We start from the raw sequence: 21,257 nt of genomic DNA, 5'->3' as shown, positions 1-21,257 counted from the left end.
CTGCTAGTTCTGCATCTAGTGATGCTAGTTCCGCTAACTCTGCTGCATCTAGTGCATCTAGTGCGGCAAGTTCCGGTGCTTCTGGTAACTCCAGTGCTTCTAGTTCTGCTAATAGTATTTCTGCTGCAACTAGCATCGCTGCTTCTGGTGCCGATGCCAGTGCTAAGGACGCAAGCAAGTACGCTAGTCAAGCATCCAGTGCTGCTGTTAAGGTGGCTAGTTACAATGCTGATGCTACTAGTCAAGCTGCAGTTACTTCCGCAATTGCTTCTGCATATCCACAAAACAGTGTCATCAATAGTGATAATGCTGCTGCCAGTTCCGCTGCTGCTGCAATCAGTAGTTTGAATGCTGATGCTGCTAACCAAGCAAGCATTGCTGCTAGTGCTTACCAAGTTGCTAGTGCTGCTGCTTCAAGTGCTGATCAAGATAACGCCAATGCCGCTTCCGGTGCTAGTGTTGTTAATGGCTTTATCAGTCAAGCCAACACGGCATTCTCCAATGGTGATAACAATGGTGGAAGTACCTTTACTAGCTTAGCTAGTTCTGCGGTTACTTCAATGGCTAAGTACGAAACTGATGCAACTGTTCAATCTAGTGCTGCTAGTGCTGCAACTGTAGTTGCTTCTAAGGCTGCTGCTCAAGCAATTGCTGATGAAAGTTCTGCTGCTGCTTATGAATCCGCTGCTTCATCTGCTGCTAGTGGAGCAAGTAAGGCATCCAGTGCTGCTAGTTCCGCTTCTAACAACTCCGGTAACAACAGTTCTGCTGCAACTTTTCTGCTTCATCAATTGCTAATAGTATTGCTGCTGCTGATGCTAACAATGCTGCCTTAGCATCTGGTTATGCTTCTGAAGCTGTATCATACGCTGTGATCGCTAATAGCAATACTGCAATTGCCAATGGTCAATACAGTAGTTTGACGAGCTTAGTAAGTCAAAACCCTGCTAATAGTTCCTTAGCAAGCTATGCTGCAATTGCTAGTTCTGCGATGGCTTCATTAACTGCTGCTGATAGTGATGCTAATGTTCAATCTGGTATTGCTACTAAGGCTGCTAGTGCTGCTGAAAGTCTTGCTTCTGGTGATACTTCCTTAGTTGCTGCCATTTCAGCTGCTTCAGTTGCTGTAGCTACTGCTGATAGTCAAGCTAACTCCGCATACAACGCTGGTAATTCTGCTAATGGTGATGTTTACTCATCAGTTGCTGCTAGCCAAGTTGCTGCTGCTGAATCCATTGCTACAGTAATGAAGAACAACTCCAGTGCAATTCAAAGTTACACTACGGTTGCTTCCAATGCTGCTACTAAGGCTTCTGAAGATGCTCAAACTGTATCCATCAATGCTAGCGTAACTTCAAGTGCTTCAAGTGCTGCTAGTTCTGCTGCATCGAATGGCTCTAAGGGCTCCAAGTCCGCAAGTTCCGCATCTAGTGCTGCTGGTTCCGCTGCTAGTGCAACTACTTCTGATGTAAGTCTTGCTAGTGGTAACCAAATTGCTGCTTCAAGTTATGCTGCCGTTGCAAGTTCCGCTGCTTCCGTTGTAAGTTCCAATGCAATTATTAATAGTAGTGAAGCTGCTATCATCAACAGTTACATGAGCGACAACCCAAGCAATGCCGATATTAGTTCCGCTGCTGTAGTTGCATCCAGTGCAATGATCGTTATCAATAGTGCTAATAGTGATGCGCAAACTCAAAAGAGTATTGCTGCTAGTGCTGATAGCGCCGTTGATTCTCAAGTTGCCATCGTAAGTTCTGCTAATAGTGTTGCTCAAAATGCTAATACCTTTGCTAACCAATATGCTAGTGAAGCTGCTAGTGCTTACAATGCTGGTCAAACCACAACTGGTGATAACTTTACTTCACAAGCTTCTAGTGCTGCATCTGTTGCGGTTGCTAATGCTTCCGCTGCCAAGATTGCTGCTGATGCTACAACAAGCTTAACTTCTGTTGGTAGTATCGCTGCAAGCAAGGCTAAGGATGATGAAAATACTGCGAATGTTGCTTCTGCTGCTATGAGTAGTGCTGCAAGTTCCGCATCATCTGCTAACAGTTCTGCTGCTAAGGGTGGTTCCAGTGCTGCAAGTTCTGCTAGTGCGGCTGGTCAAAGTGCTTCTGCACAAGTTAACAGCTACGCAAGTGCTGCTAATGCTGATGCTGCTAACGCTGTTAAATATGCTAGCGAAGCATCTAGTGCTGATAGTGCTGTAAACAGTTACTCTGCTGATGCTGATCAACAAAGTAAGGCTATGGACGCCATTGTTTCTAACAACCCAAGTAACGCTGCTATTTCCAGTGCCGCTGCTAGATTGAATAGTGATACTTCTGCAATGACCAGTGTTAAGAATGATGCTGATGTTCAAAACAGTACTGCTAGTGCCAACGCTTTAGTTGCTCAATCTGCTGCTAGTCAAGCTAATGTGGACAGTCAAGTTGCAAGTTCTGCTGCTAATATGGCTAACACTTATGCAAGTCAAGCTGCTGCTGCTATCAATGCACATCACAATTCCGATGCTGCTGCATTAACTTCACAAGCTGAAAGTGCTGCTAGTCAAGCTATCAATGTTATCAGTGATGCTAGTTCTGCTGCTGCAACTGCTAAGAGTGCAACTGACAATGCTTCAGTTGCTGCAAGTAAGGCAATTGCTGATCAAGCTGCTGCTAAGTCATTAGATACTGATATCAGTGTTGCTGTTAACTCCGCTAATGCTGCTAGTGGTGCCGATAGTGATGCATCTAAGGCATCCAGTGCTGCCAGTCAAGCTTCGAACTCCGCTAATGGTAGTTCCGCTGCTGGTTCTAACTCTTCTAATGCCGGTTCTGATAGTTCTGATGCTAGTTCTGCTGCAAGCAAGGCTGGTAGTGATGCCAGTGGTGCTTCTAGCAATGCTTCAAATGCATCCAGTGCTGCCAGTGCTGCAAGCAAGGCTGCTTCTGATGCTTCTGGTAACAGTTCCGCTGCCAGTGATGCATCTAAGGCATCCAGTGCTGCTAGTCAAGCTAGTTCCGCTGCTAGCGATGCTAGCTCAGCTGCTAGTGATGCTAGTTCCGCATCCAGTGCCGCTAGTTCCGCAAGCAAGGCTGCTAGTTCCGCTGCTAGTGATGCTAGTTCCGCTGCCAGTGATGCTTCGAAGGCTGCTAGCGATGCTAGTTCTGCTGCTCAAAGTGGTAACAGTTCTGCCGCTAGTTCCGCTGCAAGCAAGGCTGCTAGTGATGCATCCAAGGCTGCTTCTGCTAGTTCCGCTGCATCTAGTGCTGCTAGTGATGCTTCAAGTGCTGCAAGCAAGGCTAAGAGCGCTGCATCCAAGGCTTCCGCTGATAGCTCAACTGCTTCCAGTGCCGCAAGTGCTGCCAGTTCTGCTGCTAGTGATGCTTCAAGTGCTGCTAGCTCTGGTAAGTCTGGTGCTAATTCTGCAAGCAATATTCCAGGATCTGCTGCTTCAACTGCCAGTGCAACTTCAGTAACTGCCGGTAAGGTCGATGCTGATGCTACTGCCGCCCAAAGCTATGCTGTGATCGCTAGTTCCGCTGCTAGTGTAACTTCTGGTTATAACAGTGCTGCGGTTAGTGAAGCTGCGATTGCTTCTAGCTTCGCCGCTGCTAATACGCAAAACAGCCTAGTAAACAGTGCCAACTCTGCTGCTAGTTCTGCTGCTTCAGCCGTTGCCAGTTACAATGCTGATGCACAAAGTCAATCATCAATTGCTGCTAGTGCTGCTAGTGTTGCTTCCGCTGCTGCTAACAAGGCTGATAATGATAATGCCAATACTTCTAATGCCGTTATCAATATCAATAGCTTAGCTAGCGTTGCCGTAAGCTACTACAATGCTGGTAACACCGCTAATGGTGATATCTATGCTGGTCAAGCTACTGCTTCAGCTAATGCATTGAAGGGCTACGAAAGTGATGCCACTGTTCAATTGAGTGTCGCTGACGCTGCAACTTCAACTGCTAAGTCGGCTGCATCTCAAGCCGTTGCCGATGAAAAGGCTGCTGGTAGTTTGTCTATCGATGTTAAATCCGATGCTTCCAACGCTTCTAGTGCTGCTAGTCAAGCTAGTGGTAACAGTTCCGCTGCTTCTAGCAATGCTTCATCTGCTAACTCCGCTGAAACAGTTACTAACAGTGCTGCATCTGGTGCTAATGCTAATGCATCTGCTGCTAATAGTTACGCTAGTGAAGCTAGATCTTACGCCGTAGTTGCAAATAGTGATACTGCTTCTGCTGAAAAGGCTAACGACAGTGTTGCTTCACTTGCATCTGCAAACTCCGCTAATGTCATTAGCTAGTTACGCTGCTGCTGCTAGTTCTGCTATTGCTGCTATCACATCTGCTGATAGTGATGCTAATAGTCAATCTGCTATCGCAACTAACGCTGCTAGTCTTGCTAACAGCATCAACGCTTCAACTGCTGCCTTAAGTGCTGCCGTTTCAAGTGCTTCTGATGCCGTTAGTGCTAATGATGCATCTGCAAACTCTGCTTACTTAGCAGGGGATGTCACATCTGCTTCTAGTTACGCTGCTGCAGCTAAGTCAGCTGTGATCGTTGCTAGTGTTAACGCTGCCTCCATGGTTGCTAACTCCACTGCAATTCAATCACAAACTGATATTGCTAGTTCCGCTGCTGCTCAAGCTGCTAAGGATGTTCAAACCATCGCACTTCAAGCTAGTGTAACTGCTAGTGCTTCAAGTGCTGCCAGTTCCGCTGCTAACGGTGGTAAGAGTGGTGCTAGTTCTGCTAATTCAGCATCCAGTGCTGCTAGTTCCGCTGCTAGTGCAACCTCTAACGATGTTAACCTTGCTAGTGCTAATAAGAGTGTCGCTGATAGTGCAACTTCAGTTGCCATCTCTGCTGCTTCCGTTGTTAGTGCTGACACGAGTGCTGGTAGTAATACTGCTGCTAAGATCAATAGCTTAGTTACGGTTGATCCTTCCAATGCTAGTCTTGCAAGTACCGCTTCTGATGCTAACAGTCAAATGGCCATCATCAATAGTGCTAATAGTGATGCTCAAGATCAAAAGAGTATCGCCATCAGTGCTGATAGTGCCGTTAACTCACAAGTTGCTGTGATCAGTGCTGCTAACTCCGCTGCTCAAAGTGCCAACAACATGGCTAACTTTATAGCTAGTCAAGCTGCTGCTAACTACAACAACGGTAACCTTGCTAGTGCTACTGCTCAAACTGCCCAAATCGAATCTTACGCATCTATCGCTAGTCAAAATGCTACGGTTGCTGCTAGTGCAACTACCGCAACATCTAGCTTAACTAAGATCGCTGTTTCCGCTGCTAGTCAAGCGGTTGCTGATGAAAACACTGCCAAGGTTGCTTCTGCTTCCTTGAACTCTGCTTCCAATGCTGCTTCTAAGGCTGCTTCTGGTGCTAATAGTAGTGCTGCTAGTTCCGCTAATAGTGCTGCCAGTTCTGCTGCCAGTGATTCTGCTAGTGCTTCTGCATTCAACTCCGCTGCTCAAGCTGATGCTTCTGCTGCTCAAAGTTATGCTTCCGAAGCATCTAGTGCTGACAATGCCGTAACTAGTTACTCCAACGATGTTAATGCTCAAAGTGCTAACATGGCCAGCTTCGTTTCTGGTAACCCAAGCAACTCCGCAATTGCTAGTGCTGCTGCTGACTTGAACAGTGCTCAAAGTGCTATGAACAGCGTTAAGAGTGATGCTGATAGTCAAAACGCAATTGCTAGTTCCGCCGCTGCTGCTGCTAAGAACGATGCTAGTGCAACTGCTAGTGCTGCAACAGTTGCTAGTTCCGCTGCCAACATGGCCAGCTTCGTTGCTAGTCAAGCTGACTCCGCTGCTAGTGCTGGTAACACTTCCGCTGCTACCTCATTTGCTAATGCCGCTACTAGTTATGCTAATGCTGCTCACGCAGTCATCAGTGCTGCTGCATCTGCTAAGTCCGATGCTGACAGTATGACTGCCAGTGCTAAGGCTGCTGCTAGTGCTGCGATCGCTGATCAAGCTAAGGCTTCCGCTCTTGATAGCCAAGCTAAGGCTGATGTAACGAAGGCATCCATTGCTAGTGGTGCTGCTAGTCATGCATCTGATGCATCAAGCGCTGCTTCATCCGCAAGCTCCGCTAACTCTGGTGCTTCATCTGCTGCTTCTGGTGCAAGTTCTGCTAGTTCTGATGCTAGTTCCGCAAGTTCCGCTGCTAGTTCTGATTCCAGTGCTGCATCCAGTGCTGCAAGCAAGGCCAGCTCTGCTGCTAGTCAAGCTTCATCAACTGCTTCTGGTGCTTCTGGTAACTCCGCTGCTAGTTCCTGCTGCTCTAAGGCATCCAGTGCTGCAAGCAAGGCCAGTTCTGCTGCTAGTGATGCAAGTTCCGCTTCTAGCGAAGCAAGTTCCGCATCTAGTGAAGCCAGTTCCGCTGCAAGCAAGGCTAGTTCCGCTGCTAGTGATGCAAGTTCTGCTGCTAGTGAAGCATCCAGTGCTTCCAGTGCTGCTAGTTCCGCTGCTCAAAGTGGTAACAGTTCCGCTGCTAGTTCTGATGCATCTAAGGCATCTAGTGCTGCAAGTAAGGCATCTGCTGATAGCTCCGCTGCATCTAGTGCTTCATCTGCTGCATCCAGTGCTGCAAGTAAGGCATCCAGTGCTGCATCCAGAGCTTCATCTGATAACTCAACTGCCAGTTCTGCTGCTAGTGATGCTAGTTCCGCTAACTCCGCTGCATCCAGTGCTGCTAGTGCCGGTAAGTCCGGTGCAAGCAATACTAGTTCCGCTGCTAGTGATGCTAACTCCACTGCATCTGCAACTTCCGCAATTGCAGGCTCAGTTGATGCTAATGCTTCCTTAGCTGAAAGCTACGCTGCTGAAGCTAGTTCCGCTGCTAGTGTAACTGCTGGTTACAATAGTTTAGCAACTAGTCAAGCTGCCATTGCTTCAAGTTACGCTGCTGCTAATACTCAAAACAGTGCCGTAAACAGTGCTAACTCTGCTGCTAGTTCTGCTGCTTCAGCCGTTGCTAGTTACAACGCTGATGCACAAAGTCAAGCTGCTAAAGCATCTAATGCCGCAACTGCTGCCAGTGCCGCAGCTGTTAAGGCTGATAGTGATAATGCTGCTGCTTCTGCCGGAGCAGTCAATGTTACTAGCTTAGCTAGTCAAGCCGCTAGCGCTTACAATGCTGGTAACGAAACATTAGGTAGTGCTCTTAATGATCAAGCGGTTGCTTCCGCTGCTTCATTGAAGAGTTACGAAGCTAATGCGAATGCTCAATCAGTAATCGCTGCTTCTGCTACTACAGTTGCTTCGATCGCTGCTTCTAAGGCCATCGCTGATGAAAGTGCTGCTGCTAGTTATGAAGCTAGTGCATCTGCTGCTGCATCCAGTGCCGCTAATGGTGGTAACAGTGCTGCTTCAAGTGCTGCTAGTGCTGCTAGTTCCGAAGCATCAAATGCTTCTGCTCAAACATCTAAGTTTGCATCCGCTGCAAATGACGATGCTACGAAGGCAAGTATTGCTGCTAGCCAAGCATCCAGTGCTGACACGGCAGTAACTAGTTACTCTGCCGATGTTACTTCACAAAGTACTACGATGAGCAGTATCGTTGCTGGTAATCCAAGCAATGCTACGATCTCAAGTGCTGCTAGTGATTTGAACAGTGCTTCATCTGCTATGAACTCTGTTAAGAACGATGCCGATGCTCAAAACGCTGCTGCCAGTTCCGCTTACATCGTTGCTAGTTCTGCTGCTAGTGTTGCTGATAGTGCTTCCGTCGTTGCTAGTTCCAATGCTAACAATGCTTCGATCTTTATCAGTCAAGCTAACTCCGCAATGAGTGCTGGTAACATGGGCTCTGCTGCTAACTTCATCAGTCAAGCAACTAGTTACGCTAATGCTGCTAACGCCGTTATCAATGCTGCTAGTGATGCTAAGACGACTGCTGATAGTGCAACTTCAACTGCTCAAAGTGCTGCTAAGGCTGCAATCGCTGATCAAGCCAAGGCTAAGAGCTTAGATAGTCAAGTTAGTGCTGACGTAAGTTCTGCTGCTCAAGCTAGTTCCGCTGCAAGCAATGCTTCAAAGGCATCTAGCGATGCTTCATCCGCAAGTTCTGCTGCATCCAGTGCTGCTTCTAATAACAGTGGTGCTTCTAAGGCTGCATCGAGTGCTAACTCAGCATCGAGTGCAACTTCAAGTGCATCGAGTGCTGCCAGTTCTGCTGCTTCTGGAGCAAGTTCCGCTGCTAGTGATGCTTCCAAGGCTGCTTCTGGTGCTTCTGGTAACAGTGCTGCCAGTTCTGCTGCTTCGAAGGCATCCAGCGCTGCTTCAACTGCTTCATCTGCTGCTAGTCAAGCATCTAGTGATTCTAGTGCTGCTAGTTCAGATGCTAGTCAAGCATCTAGTGAATCCAGTGCTGCCAGCTCTGCTGCTAGTCAAGCTAGTTCCGCCGCAAGTCAAGCATCCAGTGATTCTAGTGCCGCAAGTTCTGCTGCTCAAAGTGGTAACAGTTCTGCTGCATCTAGTGCCGCTAGTGATGCAAGCAAGCACGCTAGTGAAGCTAGTTCCGCTGCTAGTGCTGCATCCAGTGCTGCCAGTGCTGCTAGTTCACATGCTAGCGATGCTAGTTCTGCTGCTAGTGATGCTTCTAAGGCTGCTTCAATTGCATCTAGTGCAAGTTCAACTGCTTCAAGTGCTGCTAGTGATGCTAGTCAAGCCAGTTCCGCTGCTAAGTCAGCAAGTTCTGCTGCTAGTGATGCTAGTTCCGCAAGTTCCAACAGTTCCGCTGCTAGTTCTGCAAATAGTGGTGCCAGCTCCGCTCCGCTGCTTCTGGTGCTTCAAGCAACTCCAGTGCTGCATCCAGTGCCGCAAGCAATGCCAGTTCTGCTGCTTCTGGAGCAAGTTCTGCTGCTAGTCAAGCCAGTTCTGCTGCCTCTGCTGCTTCTGGTAACAGTGCCGCCAGTTCTGCTGCTAGTCAAGCCAGTTCCGCTGCTTCGAAGGCATCCAGTGCTGCAAGCAAGGCTGCTAGTGATAACAGCGATGCTTCAAGTGCTGCCTCCGCTGCTTCAAGCGCTGCTAGTGATGCCAGTTCCGCATCCAGTGCTGCCAGCTCCGCTGCTAGTCAAGCATCGAGTGCTGCTTCTGCCGCTAGTTCTGCTGCCCAAAGTGGTGACAGTTCCGCTGCATCCAGTGCCGCTTCGATCGCATCGAGTGCAAGTTCCGCTGCATCGAGTGCTGCTTCTGCTGCATCGAGTGCTGCTTCTAAGGCATCGAGTGAAAGCTCTGCTGCCTCTAAGGCTGCTAGTGATGCAAGTTCTGCTGCTAGTGAAGTGAAGCATCCAGTGCTTCTAACGCTGCTAGTTCCGCCGCTTCTAAGGCCGCTAGCGATGCTAGTTCCGCTACAAGTGGTGCAAGCAATGCTGCTAACTCCGCTGCTAGTGATGCTTCTAAGGCTGCTAGTGATGCTTCTGGTGCTAAATCAGATGCTTCCGCTGCATCCAGAGCTGCTAGTTCTGCTGGTTCCGCATCATCTGCAACGAACTCCATTGCTTCTAAGACCGATTCAATGAGTTCCAGTGCTGCAAGCATGGCTTCTAACAACCCTGCTAACAGCGTCATCAGTAGTGCTGCTGATGTAATCAGTTCCGCTGCTTCTGATGCCGATAGTGCTAACTCAGATGCTAGTTCTGCTGCTTCAACTGCTAGTTCTGCTGCTAGTGATGCTAACTCTGCTGCTAGTGATGCTTCTAATGCTGCAAGCATTGCCAGTTCCGCTGCTAAGGCTGCTAGTTCTGCTGCTGCTCATGGAGATGCTTCTGGTGCTTCATCCGCTGCTGCAATTGCTAGTTCCGCTGATAGTAAGGCTAGTGCCGATAGTAGTACTGCTAGTGCTGATCGTTCTGCTGCTGAATCTGCTAATAGTGCTGCTCAAAGTGATAAGAGCATTGCTAGTTCCGCTGCTTCCGCTGCTAACAGCGCAAGCAAGGCAATTAGCCAAGCTGCTAAGGCTCAAACCAGTGGTGCTTCATCCGCTGCTAGTGCTTCATCTGCCGCATCCAGTGCTAATAGTGCTGATAGTGCTATCATCGATAGTGTCAACAGCATGTCTAATGATCTTAACAGTTACTCCATTGCTACTAGCGAAGCTGCTAGTGCTTCTAGAAGTTACGTCAGCTTAGCAATGAGTGCTGCTAGTCAAGCTGCTAAGGCTGCTGCAGTCAACGAAAGTGATAATGCTGTTATCGCTGGACTTGCTAGTGATGCTGAACAACAAGTCAGCTTAGCTAGTGCTGCTGATCAATTAGCTGAACAAGAATCTGCTCGGGCTAACGGTGCTTCCTTAGTTGGTAGTGTTGCTGCTAGTGCGGCTGTTCAAAATTACTTGATCGGTAGTTCTGCTGCTGATGATGCTTCCAAGTATGCTAGTGCTGAACAATCAGCTCGTGCTGAAGGTAACGTTTCATTAACTGAAACTTACGATTCATTGTTGAACAGTGCTGCTAGTGTTGTAACTAGTGCTTACAAGCTCAACTCACGCAGCGCAATGTCTACTATGACTTCCGCTGTTAAGACTGCTAGTCTTGCTGCTGCCTCTGCAAACAGTGATGAAGCCAATGCTTCAATTGCTGCTTCCAAGGCTGTGGCTGACCTCGTTAGTGCTGATAGCTTAACTTCTGCTTCTGCTAATGCCGGTAGTAGTGCTGCCAATACTCCAATTGCTAGTGCTGCTGCAATGAACGCATCTGCTAGTGCAAATGCTTCTGGTGCTCGCATGAACGCCGATGCTGCTGATAGCTACGCTAAGATGGCCAGTGTCGTTGCTAGTCAAATGGCTAGTGAAGCTGCTCAAGCACAACAAAGTGCTGCCGCAGTTCAAAGCGATGCCAACTTGTTCCCTGGTAATGCTTCCTTAGCTAGTCTTGCTTCTAATGCTTCTAACGCTGCTAATAGCGCTTCCGCATTAGCTAACCAAGCTAGTCAAGAAGCTCAAAAGACTAGTTCCAATGCTAGTCGGGCTGATCAAGCTGCTAATGATGCTGCTATCAATGCTGCTTTGGCAAGTCAAGCTGCTTCCTTAGTTGATAAGAATGCTGCTCAAGCTTCCATGGCTTACGCATTTGGTAACAACGTCTTAGGGGATGCTTACTTGAAGCAAGCTAGTTACGCTATGAATGCTTTAAGTGCTGCTGAATCACAAACAGCTGTTAACTCCGCTGTTGCTAGTGTTGCTACTGATGGTAGTCATTCTGGTGGTTCTAACGTCAACTCATTAGCTACAAGTGCTGTTAAGTTGAATACCAGAACTGCTACTGACAAGGTCAAGGCTGATCAAATCGTTAACGAGATCAACTCTGAAGTTGCTGCTGTTAACAACGTTAAGAGCGCTGCTGACAGTAAGGCTGCTGCTGGTTCATTAAGTGTTAGTGCTGCTAGTGCTTCTGCTAGTCTTGCTGGTAGTTACGCTAACCAAGCTAGTGCTGGTTATCAAAGTATGATCACCACTGCTGGTCAAGCTCAAGCTAACATCAACTTGTTGAGTGGTTTTGCTGCTAATAGTCAACAAAACGTTGTGGTTGCTAGTGCTAAAGCTGCTGCTGATAGTGCTAACGCTCGGATCAACAACTTGACGACTGCTGCTAGTTCCGCTACGGTCGTTGCTAGCCAAGCTTATGCTAGCGCATTGAACTTGGTTGCAAGTACTGTTGCTAATAACAACAGTGCTCAATCAGCTGTTACAGCTGCTAATGATGCTGCCAAAGATGCTGTTAATGCTTATCAAAGCGGTGATAACAATGCTGCTAGATTAGCTGCCAGTGTTGAAGGTGACTCTGCAAATGTTAACATGTTCACTTCCATGGCTGCTAGTGCTGCTAGTGCTACGAATGGTGAAACAGTTAAGGCTTCTGATGCTGCTAAGGCAGTTTCCGATGCTGCTGCTGGTATCGATGTTCCAATGAGCATTGTTGCTAGTGCCGCTTCCGTTGCTTCAAACAACGTTAGTGTTGCTAACTCCATCATGGCCAATACTAATTCAATCGTTAGTTCTGGAAATGACCACGCTGCTCAAGTTAGTGCCGATGCAAATAGTATCATTGCTTCATTATTTGCTGGTATTAACAATGTTACTGTTACTGATGGGGATGATTTCGACAGAATGGGTGATGACAACGATGCTCAAACAGTTTCCGCAACTCAAGGCTTCGGTGCTGTTCGGACATTCGGTGCAACTTCATCCAGTGCATCCGCTGCTAGTTCCGCTACTAACTATGATTCGATCATTGCTAGTGCTAGTGCTGCTGCTAGTTCAGAAGCTGCTAAGTTTAGTGCTGCTTCAATTGCAGCATCTAAGTACGCATCTGCTGCTGATAGAGAAGGTAATTCTGTAAAGGCACAAGCAGTTTCTAATGCAAGTGCTCAAAGTGCTATGCAATCTGCTCAATCACTTGCTAAGTCATATCAAGCTAAGGGTGAAATAGCTCAACTAGAATCTGAAAATAATGTTGCTGCTTCATACGCTGCTCAAATCAAGGATGTTTCAGCTGCTAATATTGCTATTTCAGTAGCATCATCTGCTGCTAAATCTGAAGCTTCAATTGCATCTAGTGCAGCTACTGCAGAATCAACTGCTAAATCAATTGCATCTTCTGCTTCAAGTGCATCCGCAAAGAGCTCCGCATCATCCAGTAGTTCTAGCTCTGCATCATCCAGCAGTTCCAGTTCTAGCTCCGCTTCATCTAACAGTAGTCATGCTAGTTCCGCATCATCCAGTAGCTCCAGTTCTAGTTCTGCATCATCCAACAGTAGTCACGCTAGTTCCGCATCATCCAGCAGTTCTAATTCCAGTTCTGCTTCATCGAACGGAAGCTCAGCTACTCCATCCAGTTCTAGTTCCAATGGTTCCGGTTCTGCCTCCAATGGTGGTAACTCAGGATCCAATGGTTCCGGTTCTGCTTCCAATGGTGGTAACTCAGGATCCAATGGTTCTGGCTCTACTTCAAATGGTGGTAACTCTGGTTCTAATAACGGTTCAAGTTCTGCTTCTAACGGTAGTAACTCTAGTTCCAATGGCTCCAGTGCTGCATCATCCAACAGTAGTCATGCTAGTTCAAGTGCTTCTAGCGCTTCGAATGGTGGTAACAGTAGTGCTTCTAACGGTAGTAATGCTAGTTCTGCTTCATCGAACGCAAGCTCTGCTGCAGACAAGTTAGTTCCTGTAACTAAACATCTTTACAGTACTCGTGGGGTTCAACTTTACAGTCAACCTGATCTTAAGAGTGCTAAGGGTGCTTATTACAAGGCTGAAAAACTTGCTGATGCCAAGGTATTCAGAGTTGTTGGCAAGATCACAAAGAATGGTAAGACGTTCTACAAATTAGCAAATGGTAAGTACATTCTCGCTAATGTACATCTTCACGATGTTTACTACGAAAAGGCTGATAAAGTTAGATTAGTCAAAGTTACTAAACGTGGTGGAATCCAAATCCATTCAACCAAAGACTTTAGCGATAAAGGTAAATGGGTTGCTAAGGGACGTAAGTTCAAGATCGTTAAGACGGTAAGACAAGGTACCATTACTCGTTTCTATCTTAGCGATGGACGTTACATTACCAGTAATAAGAAGTGCGTTAAATCATTACTTTAATCACTTCTGATTAATTAAAAAAGACATCTCCAAAAGGGGATGTCTTTTTTTGTGTTCTATATAGATAGTATTATAAAATGAATATAATACTTATTTACTTTAACTTATATAAAAATAAAACTAATTAAAATGTTAATAAAATTCCCTCAACAAGGAATAATTATCTTAATAGTATTATTTACTTTAATATGAATTTAGAGATGAATAGAGCGATTTTTAGCAGAAAATTAGACTATTTTTCATATTATTAGTCAATATAAAATAATTTTATCATTATTAATGAGCATGATAATTTGACCTTTAGTATATTCATAGATTTGACGGGACTCTTAAAATAAGCTACAATAATATCTTGTTAATAATGATATGGCGGTATTGGTGAAGGGGTTAACACACTGGTTTGTGGATCCAGCACGCGTGGGTTCGATTCCCACATACCGCCTAAGTAGGCATTCCTGAAAAGGGATGCTTTTTTTGTGTCATTTTACATGTATATTTATAATATTTTACTTTAACTTAAAAATAAAAAAATAAATAATAAAAAAACATTTCACATCAACTTATGTTCTTTTCTACGTATTTAATCCTATGTGCTATTAAAAGAGGTGGAGCAGGATGGATTTAAAATACATTATGGAACATGGGGATATTCGAGCGGCTTATGTGTTGGGGTGTTTGGAGGAACGGAAAGAGCAGTGCGCTTAGCTTATCGATATATGCATCCGGAAGAAGCTTTCATTACATACCCAATGGAAGAACTTAGTCATCAGTTGGAAGTATCTGTAGTTCAGTGTGTCCAGATCATGGATCGTTTAGAAGCGCAGGGGTACTTAAAACGAAAACATGATCTAGCAGGACCTGACAAATTATATTTACCACGGCTCAAATTAACTAGTTCCTAATCAAAACTAAATAATTTAAGTTAGCACTAGCTTTATGGAAAATAAAGCATCTTTTTAGACTAAATGATTGCTTTTAAATGGGAAAAGAATATATTAAGGGTAGTTCGAGAAACTAAGTTTTGATAGTCTCCCGATGATCGTGAAAAGGAGTGGAATAGAATGAAGAAAGAAATTACCGCAGCCGTCGTTGATGAACGTAACGCCGCCTTTAAGTTAGAAAAAGTAGATTTAGATGATGAATTAGATAGCAATGAAGTGCTCGTTCACATGGTCGCTTCTGGGATCTGTCATACTGATGAAACTGTCCGGAACGGAGATGTTGATGGACAAACTGGGACCTTCCCTTATCCTGCAATTGCTGGACATGAAGGGGCTGGGATCGTTGAAAAAGTTGGTAACGATGTCAAGGGTATCGAAGCCGGTGATCATGTTGTTCTAAGTTATGCTTATGATGGAACTTGTAAGAACTGTCTTGCTGGTTTTCCAGCTAGTTGTGTGAACTGGGGTAAATTGAATGCTTGTGGAGTTCGTGCAAACGGTAAACATGCTTTCTTTGCCAAAGATGGTTCACCTATTTCGAATTTCTTTGATCAATCTAGTTTTACGACTGAAACGATCGTTAACGACCGTAATATTATCAAGGTTCCTAAGGATATCGATCTTCGTAAGGTAGGACCTTTAGGTTGTGGTTTTGTTACCGGTGCTGGAACTATCTTCAACGCTTTGAAACCAGCTCCTGGTTCTTCGATCGTTATCATGGGAACTGGAGCTGTTGGTCTCGGTGCTTTAATGGCTGCTAAGATCATGGGTTGTTCTAAGATAATTGGTGTTAACCACCATGATGCCCGGTTGGAAGTTGCTAAGAAGTTAGGAGCAACCGATGTGATCAATAATGCGAAGACCGATTGGATCAAAGCGGTTCAAGATCTTACTGATGGCTTAGGTGCAGATTATGTTGTTGATACGACTGGTTTGACTAAGTTACAAGAAGAATGTGTGACAGCCTTAGCTCCTGGTGGTCATTTTGCGCCATTAGCAGTTACTCAACATAGTATGACCGTTAACCCATGGACTGATCTTGAAGCTAGTCAAAAACATATTGATGGGGTCTTAATGGGTAATGCAGTTCCTCAAATTACGATCAAGAAATTGATCGAATTCTGGCAAGCAGGGAACTTCCCATTTGATACGTTGGAAAAGACTTTTGATTTTAAAGACATTAATGAAGCCGATAAAGCTTCTAACGATGGCTCTGTTATTAAACCAATTTTGATCATCGACAAGGACTATGTTCCTGGAAAATAATTAAAAATTAAAATCGTTCAAGAGTAAAAATTTCATTTCGTAATTGGACGAAAGCAAAAAGCTTATTGGTGAATTCCAGTAAGCTTTTTTATTGTTAAAAGTTATGATTTGCAACTAAAAAAGTATCGGGATGCATACGGATAAAAAGTGTTGCTATTACGAATGGGATAAAAAGAATGGTTTGTCACTTTTTTTAAAAGTTATTTGATGAAAAAAGCTGTTCGCTCAAAAATTGTTCATAGCCATGAATAATAGGTCTAGTAACTAATTCGAACATCAAAAAATGAGATTAAAATTTGTAAATCGATGTTATTGATGGGTGACACTTTTAAAACGTTTGTACCTTAGAAGTAAAAATTGTTATTATAAAGCATGTTACTAACTGGTAGGAAAAATATTTTGAGTCCCATGATCAGTTCTGACTATGTGGGTAGGTCAGATGAAAGGATATACGATAAGTCCAATAAAGCTATTTTTATATATGGATGGAGTCTTAATTATGGGAAAGAAAATTACTAAAATATGTCTATTGGTAAGTGTCTTATTATTTTTTATAGTAGGGGGAGTATTACCTGCTAGTGCTAATACTAAAATTACTATTACGACTAGTAAGAAAACTAACAGTTCTAATAGTGGTGCCAATAATATTGTTCGATCTAATAACAATTTAAAGATCGTAGCTCAACATAAACTTGCTCATCAAACCTATAACAAGAGTTTGACTGGGATGCGATGGATCTTTGACCGGCCTAGTGGGTTAGCGAATGCCAAATTGATTTCCAATGGAGCTGATGTGAATAAGTTGATCAATCAAGGAGCTCGTTTCATGACTTATCAAGTGGCACGAACTAATGATGGGACCTTCTATTATAAGGTGGTTTCTCAACATCACAGTGTTTGGGGATGGAATGGGATCAAAGCTGCTCCAATTGTTACGAATGCTTTTATTAAAGTTAAGATCACTAATATCGTGTTGAAAGATGATCATTAAAGTGATCATAACTATAACCCACGTTTTGAATGGTAAAGCACGCGTGTTTAATAAACCTAGTGCATTGAACGGTGCCAAGATCATTTCAAATCAAGTTGATGTGAATCAATTAGCTAAACAAGGCGACTATTTAGAGTGCAAAGAATTGCTAAGACAAATGATGGCAATACCTATTATCAGATTGACTCGTTACATCATACACTTAAGGGATGGGTCGTAAGTGGCAGTCTAGTTCCATCTAATTATTAATCAAATTAGATTCAATAAAAAAACGATCAATGTAAAAATATTGGTCGTTTTTTATTTGGAAGAACTAGATTGGAATGGTAAGGAATAATAAAGGCGATAATTTTTGATTTATAATTATATAATTGTAATTAATTATATTTTACTTTAACTTTAAATAAACAAAAATAACAAAACAAATTAACTAAAAACTTGCAACAAAGTTAAAAATGATTTATTATGAAGATGCTTAAGGAATTAACAAAGTTAAAAATAATTTGAATCAGTTATGAATCAATTGGCTAAGATGTTTAGATAAGTCTCACGGGCTCAGTTACCAGGACTTATCTTTTTTTATTTTAAAAAGCAACGACTGACAAGTAATTTTACTTGTCAGCTATCAAAATTTACAATATTAATAATTAAGAACGCTCCAAATTTAATTAAAGGCTTTTTATTAAAATAATTGACTTTATTTTCTTTTGGCCTAGAATATATATTAATTAATTTCGTAATTAAACAAAATGAGCAGCAGAGTAATTCGTTCTTGGTGCCAGAAAATCGTCACTGGCTGTGAGACGATCGAAGCGGACGAATGAAGATGGGTTGTGATTTGGCATTGTCAATGAGGCAATGATGGCTTGGCACTTCATTACTAGTGCACGCGTTGTTAGACGTTAGTGAGGGATGCAGCTTGAACTGTATCTGAATTAGAATGGTACCACGGTTACCCCGTTTCTATTAATTTAGAAGCGGGGTTTTTTGTTTTTTACGAAATTAAGGTAATCAGGAATATATTCAGTGTGTTATCAATACTTATACGATCAACTTAGTTGTGATCATATTTTTAAATAACGTTGACCAAGAAAGGATGTTGAACGATGAAATACGCAATTTTAGGTGCTGGGGGCATGGGCCTTCATTTTGGAACATTATTACAAGAAGTAGGGTATCAAGTTGACTTTATCGATACTTGGGAACCTCAAGTTGAAACGATCAGGAAACAACATGGTGTTTACGTTTCTCGCCGAGGCCAAGGACGTCATTTAGTTCCGATCGACAATATTTATTATCCTGAAGAATATCATGGGCATCCTGATGTTGTGATCCCATTTACCAAACAGATCGGTCTGTCAGAAATGCTTAAACGTTGTGCTCATTTCTTCAATGATGACCAATATGCGGTCACTTTAATGAATGGGATGGGTCATATTGAAAAGATCGATCAATATTTCCCTAAACAACATGTGATCGGGGGAACTGCTTTGATCGGTAGTATCTTAACTAAACCTGGGGATGTTGATTATGTAGCGAAAAAAGGGACTGGTTCCTGTAATCTAGCTAATCAAACCGAAAAAGTTGATGCTACGACTAAAGAAATTGCTAAAGAATTTACTGAAGCAGGATTGAACGCTAGTATCCATACTAATTTCATGGGAACGTTATTGTCTAAAGTCATCTTCAATTCCGTCTTGAACAGTCTTTCCACTAGTTTCCAATGTGCCTATGGTGAATTCATCGAAGCGCCTTCAGCTAAATCGATGAGTATCGACCTGATTAATGAAGCGTTCGATGTTTGTGAACGAGCTGGGATCGAACTATTGAATACGCGTGAAGAAGAATGGCAAGTAATCTATCATACTGCCCATGACGTTAATCCAGAACATTATCCTTCAATGTACCAAGATCTGGTAACTGACCGACCAACCGAAGTTGAATACATTAATGGCTATATTTATCGCTTAGGCCTTAAGCATGGCTATATTGCACATAATCATAAGTTCGCAATTGGATTAGTTCACTTGGCAGAAAAATTGCATCAAATTCGCGGAGACCAAGCTAAATAAGTTCAAGCTAATTATGCATTTATTGAAATGTTTAGTGAGGCTTTCTCTAGGCGGCATCCTTTTGAGATGATGGTTCTAACGAATAGTTTAGCTGTTAGATTGAATTTAACGATGGGGATGCCTAATTGTGGAAACATTTAAAAAGGGCCTTGCAGAAGGAGGGAATCATTGATGGATCTAAAACAACAATTACAACATTTGAATCAAAAAGTGCAAACGATGCAATCAAATCAAATCGTTGATTTTAATATGCGAATCGCTAATATTCCAGGACTGATCTCACTTACTTATGGGGAACCAGATTTTCCGACGCCAGAACACATTAAATCAGCTGCCATCCAAGCAATCAATGATGACCAAAGTCATTATACTGATTCGCTGGGTATCGAACCATTACGGGTCAACGCTGCTAAATTTCTTCACGATAAATATGACCTTGATTATGATCCAGATGATCAGATCATTACAACGGTAGGGGTAGCAGAAGGAATCCATGATGTTTTTACGACTCTATTGAACCCCGGAGATGAAGTCATCGTTCCTACCCCAACATATCCACTCTATGCGGCTAATATCAATTTTTGCGGTGGTGAACCGATCTTTATCAATACCGCAAAAGATGACTTCATTTTGACCCCAGAGCGATTAAATACGGCCTTAAAAGACCATCCTAAAGCCAAAGCAGTGATCATTAATTATCCTAACAATCCAGTCGGCAATACCTATACTAAAGACCAGTTAACAGCGCTAGCCAATGTGATTAAAAAACATAATATCTTCTTGATCAGTGATGAGATCTATAGTGAAATGACTTACGATGAACCTCATTTTTCAATCGCTAAGATCCTGCCAGAACAAACGATTCTTTTAAATGGAGCTTCAAAAACGTTCGCAATGACTGGCTGGAGAATCGGTTTGATCTGTGGTCCGGCTCCATTGATCAAAAAAATTAATGCGGTTCATACTTTAATCACGACTCATGCAACTAATAATGCAGAATATGCGGCTAGTGAGGCATTCTTACATGGTGAAGATGATGCTGAACCAATGAAGCGAGCTTATCTTAAACGAAGAGCTTTGTTACGGGATGGTTTAACGAAAGCCGGTTTTTTAAGTCCTGAACCAACAGGGGCTTTTTACATCTTCGCAAAGATCCCTGCTAAATATGGCCATGATAGTGTCGCATTTGCATTACGGCTAGCTAAAGAAGCTAAAGTTGGTGTCATGCCGGGGGTAATCTTTGGACCTGGTGGAGAAGGTTATCTTCGTTTTAGTTATGCCGCTAGTAGTGATGATCTTAAAAAAGTAGTTGCACAGATTCAACAGTTCGTTGATAATAATTAGTTGAGATGAAAAAATAAATTAATTTACGAATGTCCTTGCATTATCTTAGTTTAAAAGAACTATTATAAAGATGCTTAAGGAATTATGAATCAGTTGAATAACTGGCTAAGGTATTTAGATAAGTCTCACGGGATTAGTTGCCCAGGACTTATCTTTTTTATGCACTAATTAAAAATATATAATGATTCATTTTTGGAGGGTATGCTTGATATTTAAATAATTAATTTAAATTAGACTTAGATTTACTTGCATTTTATAAATAAATGGACTACTATAAAGATACTTAAGGAATTATGAATCAGTTGAATAACTGGCTAAGGTATTTAGATAAGTCTAGCAGGGCTGAGTTGCCGAGGACTTATCTTTTTATTTCAAAAAGTAATTAGCTGACAAGTAAAAATACTTGTCAGCTAACGAATTAATGGTATTGTATTTTTCAACAGATGAATCTATTTATTTATTTTATATTTTATTAGGGATGTCACTTGCGTTTTCTAAATAAAAGAACTATTATGAAGATGCTTAAGGAATTATGAATCAGTTGAATAACTGGCTAGAGTTAAAGATAAATCTCACGGGATTAGATTCCCAGGATTTATCTTTTTATTTAACATTTATAAAAAAAATGTAAGTTGATATATTTTACTTTTAACTTAATAAAACAAAAAACAAATAAACTATACAACAAAACAATGAATGAGGACTCTATTTGTATCCTGAATAGTCTAAATAATGTCTTAAATGTTGTTATCACAGTAATATTAACAATAGTAAAACATCTTAATTAATCAATAATAATAATCTATTTAAAAAAATTTTGTTAATAAGTTTGTACATTATATATATAAAAACATAACCAAACGTCATTATTATTAATCATTTAACGTTATTTTTATCCTATGTCACTGTTAGTATGTAATCGTGAGATAGGAATGCCGTTGAAACAGGGATGAATGATCGTAGTTTTAAGGGATGGCACTTTCAAGATACATGACATCTCATCGAAGTCGTCTCCCTGGGGCCTTTTAAGACAATAGGGAGAGT

10 protein-coding genes and 1 tRNA gene are annotated in these 21,257 nt (G+C 42.8%); 10 read left to right on the top strand and 1 reads right to left on the bottom strand.

What is annotated here, in order from left to right; translation table 11 throughout:
• The first annotated feature begins 871 nt into the window (after positions 1 to 871).
• The 8 genes from AC3B6G_RS00255 to AC3B6G_RS00220 all read left to right on the top strand — a co-directional run bounded on the left by AC3B6G_RS00255 (position 872) and on the right by AC3B6G_RS00220 (position 16,797).
• Positions 872 to 4,288, top strand: coding sequence for a hypothetical protein (locus AC3B6G_RS00255; protein WP_489848457.1), 3,417 nt, complete (start codon positions 872 to 874; stop codon positions 4,286 to 4,288).
• Complete coding sequence (locus AC3B6G_RS00250) at positions 4,254 to 9,290, top strand: LPXTG cell wall anchor domain-containing protein (protein WP_489848456.1); 5,037 nt, start codon at positions 4,254 to 4,256, stop codon at positions 9,288 to 9,290. The genes AC3B6G_RS00255 and AC3B6G_RS00250 overlap by 35 nt, the downstream gene beginning before the upstream one ends.
• 8 nt (positions 9,291 to 9,298) lie before the next feature.
• Positions 9,299 to 9,526 (top strand): hypothetical protein, encoded by a 228-nt coding sequence (locus tag AC3B6G_RS00245; RefSeq protein WP_489848455.1) that lies wholly within the window; start codon positions 9,299 to 9,301, stop codon positions 9,524 to 9,526.
• Entirely contained in the window at positions 9,523 to 13,599 is a 4,077-nt protein-coding gene (locus AC3B6G_RS00240) for a DUF5776 domain-containing protein (RefSeq protein ID WP_489848454.1), read from the top strand. The genes AC3B6G_RS00245 and AC3B6G_RS00240 overlap by 4 nt, the downstream gene beginning before the upstream one ends.
• A gap of 369 nt (positions 13,600 to 13,968) precedes the next feature.
• Positions 13,969 to 14,041, top strand: a tRNA-His gene (locus AC3B6G_RS00235).
• A 253-nt stretch (positions 14,042 to 14,294) separates the two neighbouring features.
• On the top strand, positions 14,295 to 14,501 hold the full coding sequence (locus tag AC3B6G_RS00230; protein ID WP_489848453.1) for a hypothetical protein: 207 nt from the start codon (positions 14,295 to 14,297) through the stop codon (positions 14,499 to 14,501).
• A 159-nt stretch (positions 14,502 to 14,660) separates the two neighbouring features.
• Positions 14,661 to 15,806, top strand: a complete 1,146-nt coding sequence (locus AC3B6G_RS00225) for an NAD(P)-dependent alcohol dehydrogenase (RefSeq protein ID WP_489848452.1) — start codon at positions 14,661 to 14,663, stop codon at positions 15,804 to 15,806.
• Positions 15,807 to 16,305: 499 nt separating this feature from the next.
• Entirely contained in the window at positions 16,306 to 16,797 is a 492-nt protein-coding gene (locus tag AC3B6G_RS00220) for a hypothetical protein (protein ID WP_489848451.1), read from the top strand.
• A 740-nt stretch (positions 16,798 to 17,537) separates the two neighbouring features.
• Here AC3B6G_RS00220 and AC3B6G_RS00215 read toward each other — a convergent pair.
• Positions 17,538 to 17,675, bottom strand: a complete 138-nt coding sequence (locus AC3B6G_RS00215; RefSeq protein WP_489848450.1) for a hypothetical protein — start codon at positions 17,673 to 17,675, stop codon at positions 17,538 to 17,540.
• A 228-nt stretch (positions 17,676 to 17,903) separates the two neighbouring features.
• On the opposite strand from AC3B6G_RS00215, the gene AC3B6G_RS00210 reads away from it, so the two are divergent.
• Positions 17,904 to 18,869, top strand: coding sequence for a ketopantoate reductase family protein (locus tag AC3B6G_RS00210; RefSeq protein WP_489848449.1), 966 nt, complete (start codon positions 17,904 to 17,906; stop codon positions 18,867 to 18,869).
• Between the two features lie 171 nt (positions 18,870 to 19,040).
• Positions 19,041 to 20,213: an aminotransferase class I/II-fold pyridoxal phosphate-dependent enzyme gene (locus tag AC3B6G_RS00205; protein WP_489848448.1), complete on the top strand. Its 1,173-nt coding sequence runs from the start codon at positions 19,041 to 19,043 to the stop codon at positions 20,211 to 20,213.
• The last annotated feature ends 1,044 nt before the right edge of the window (positions 20,214 to 21,257 follow it).

This window comes from Nicoliella sp. ESL1149 (assembly GCF_058107265.1).
Note: the sequence above shows the minus strand (reverse complement) of the source record. Positions and strands in the feature narration are given on the sequence as shown.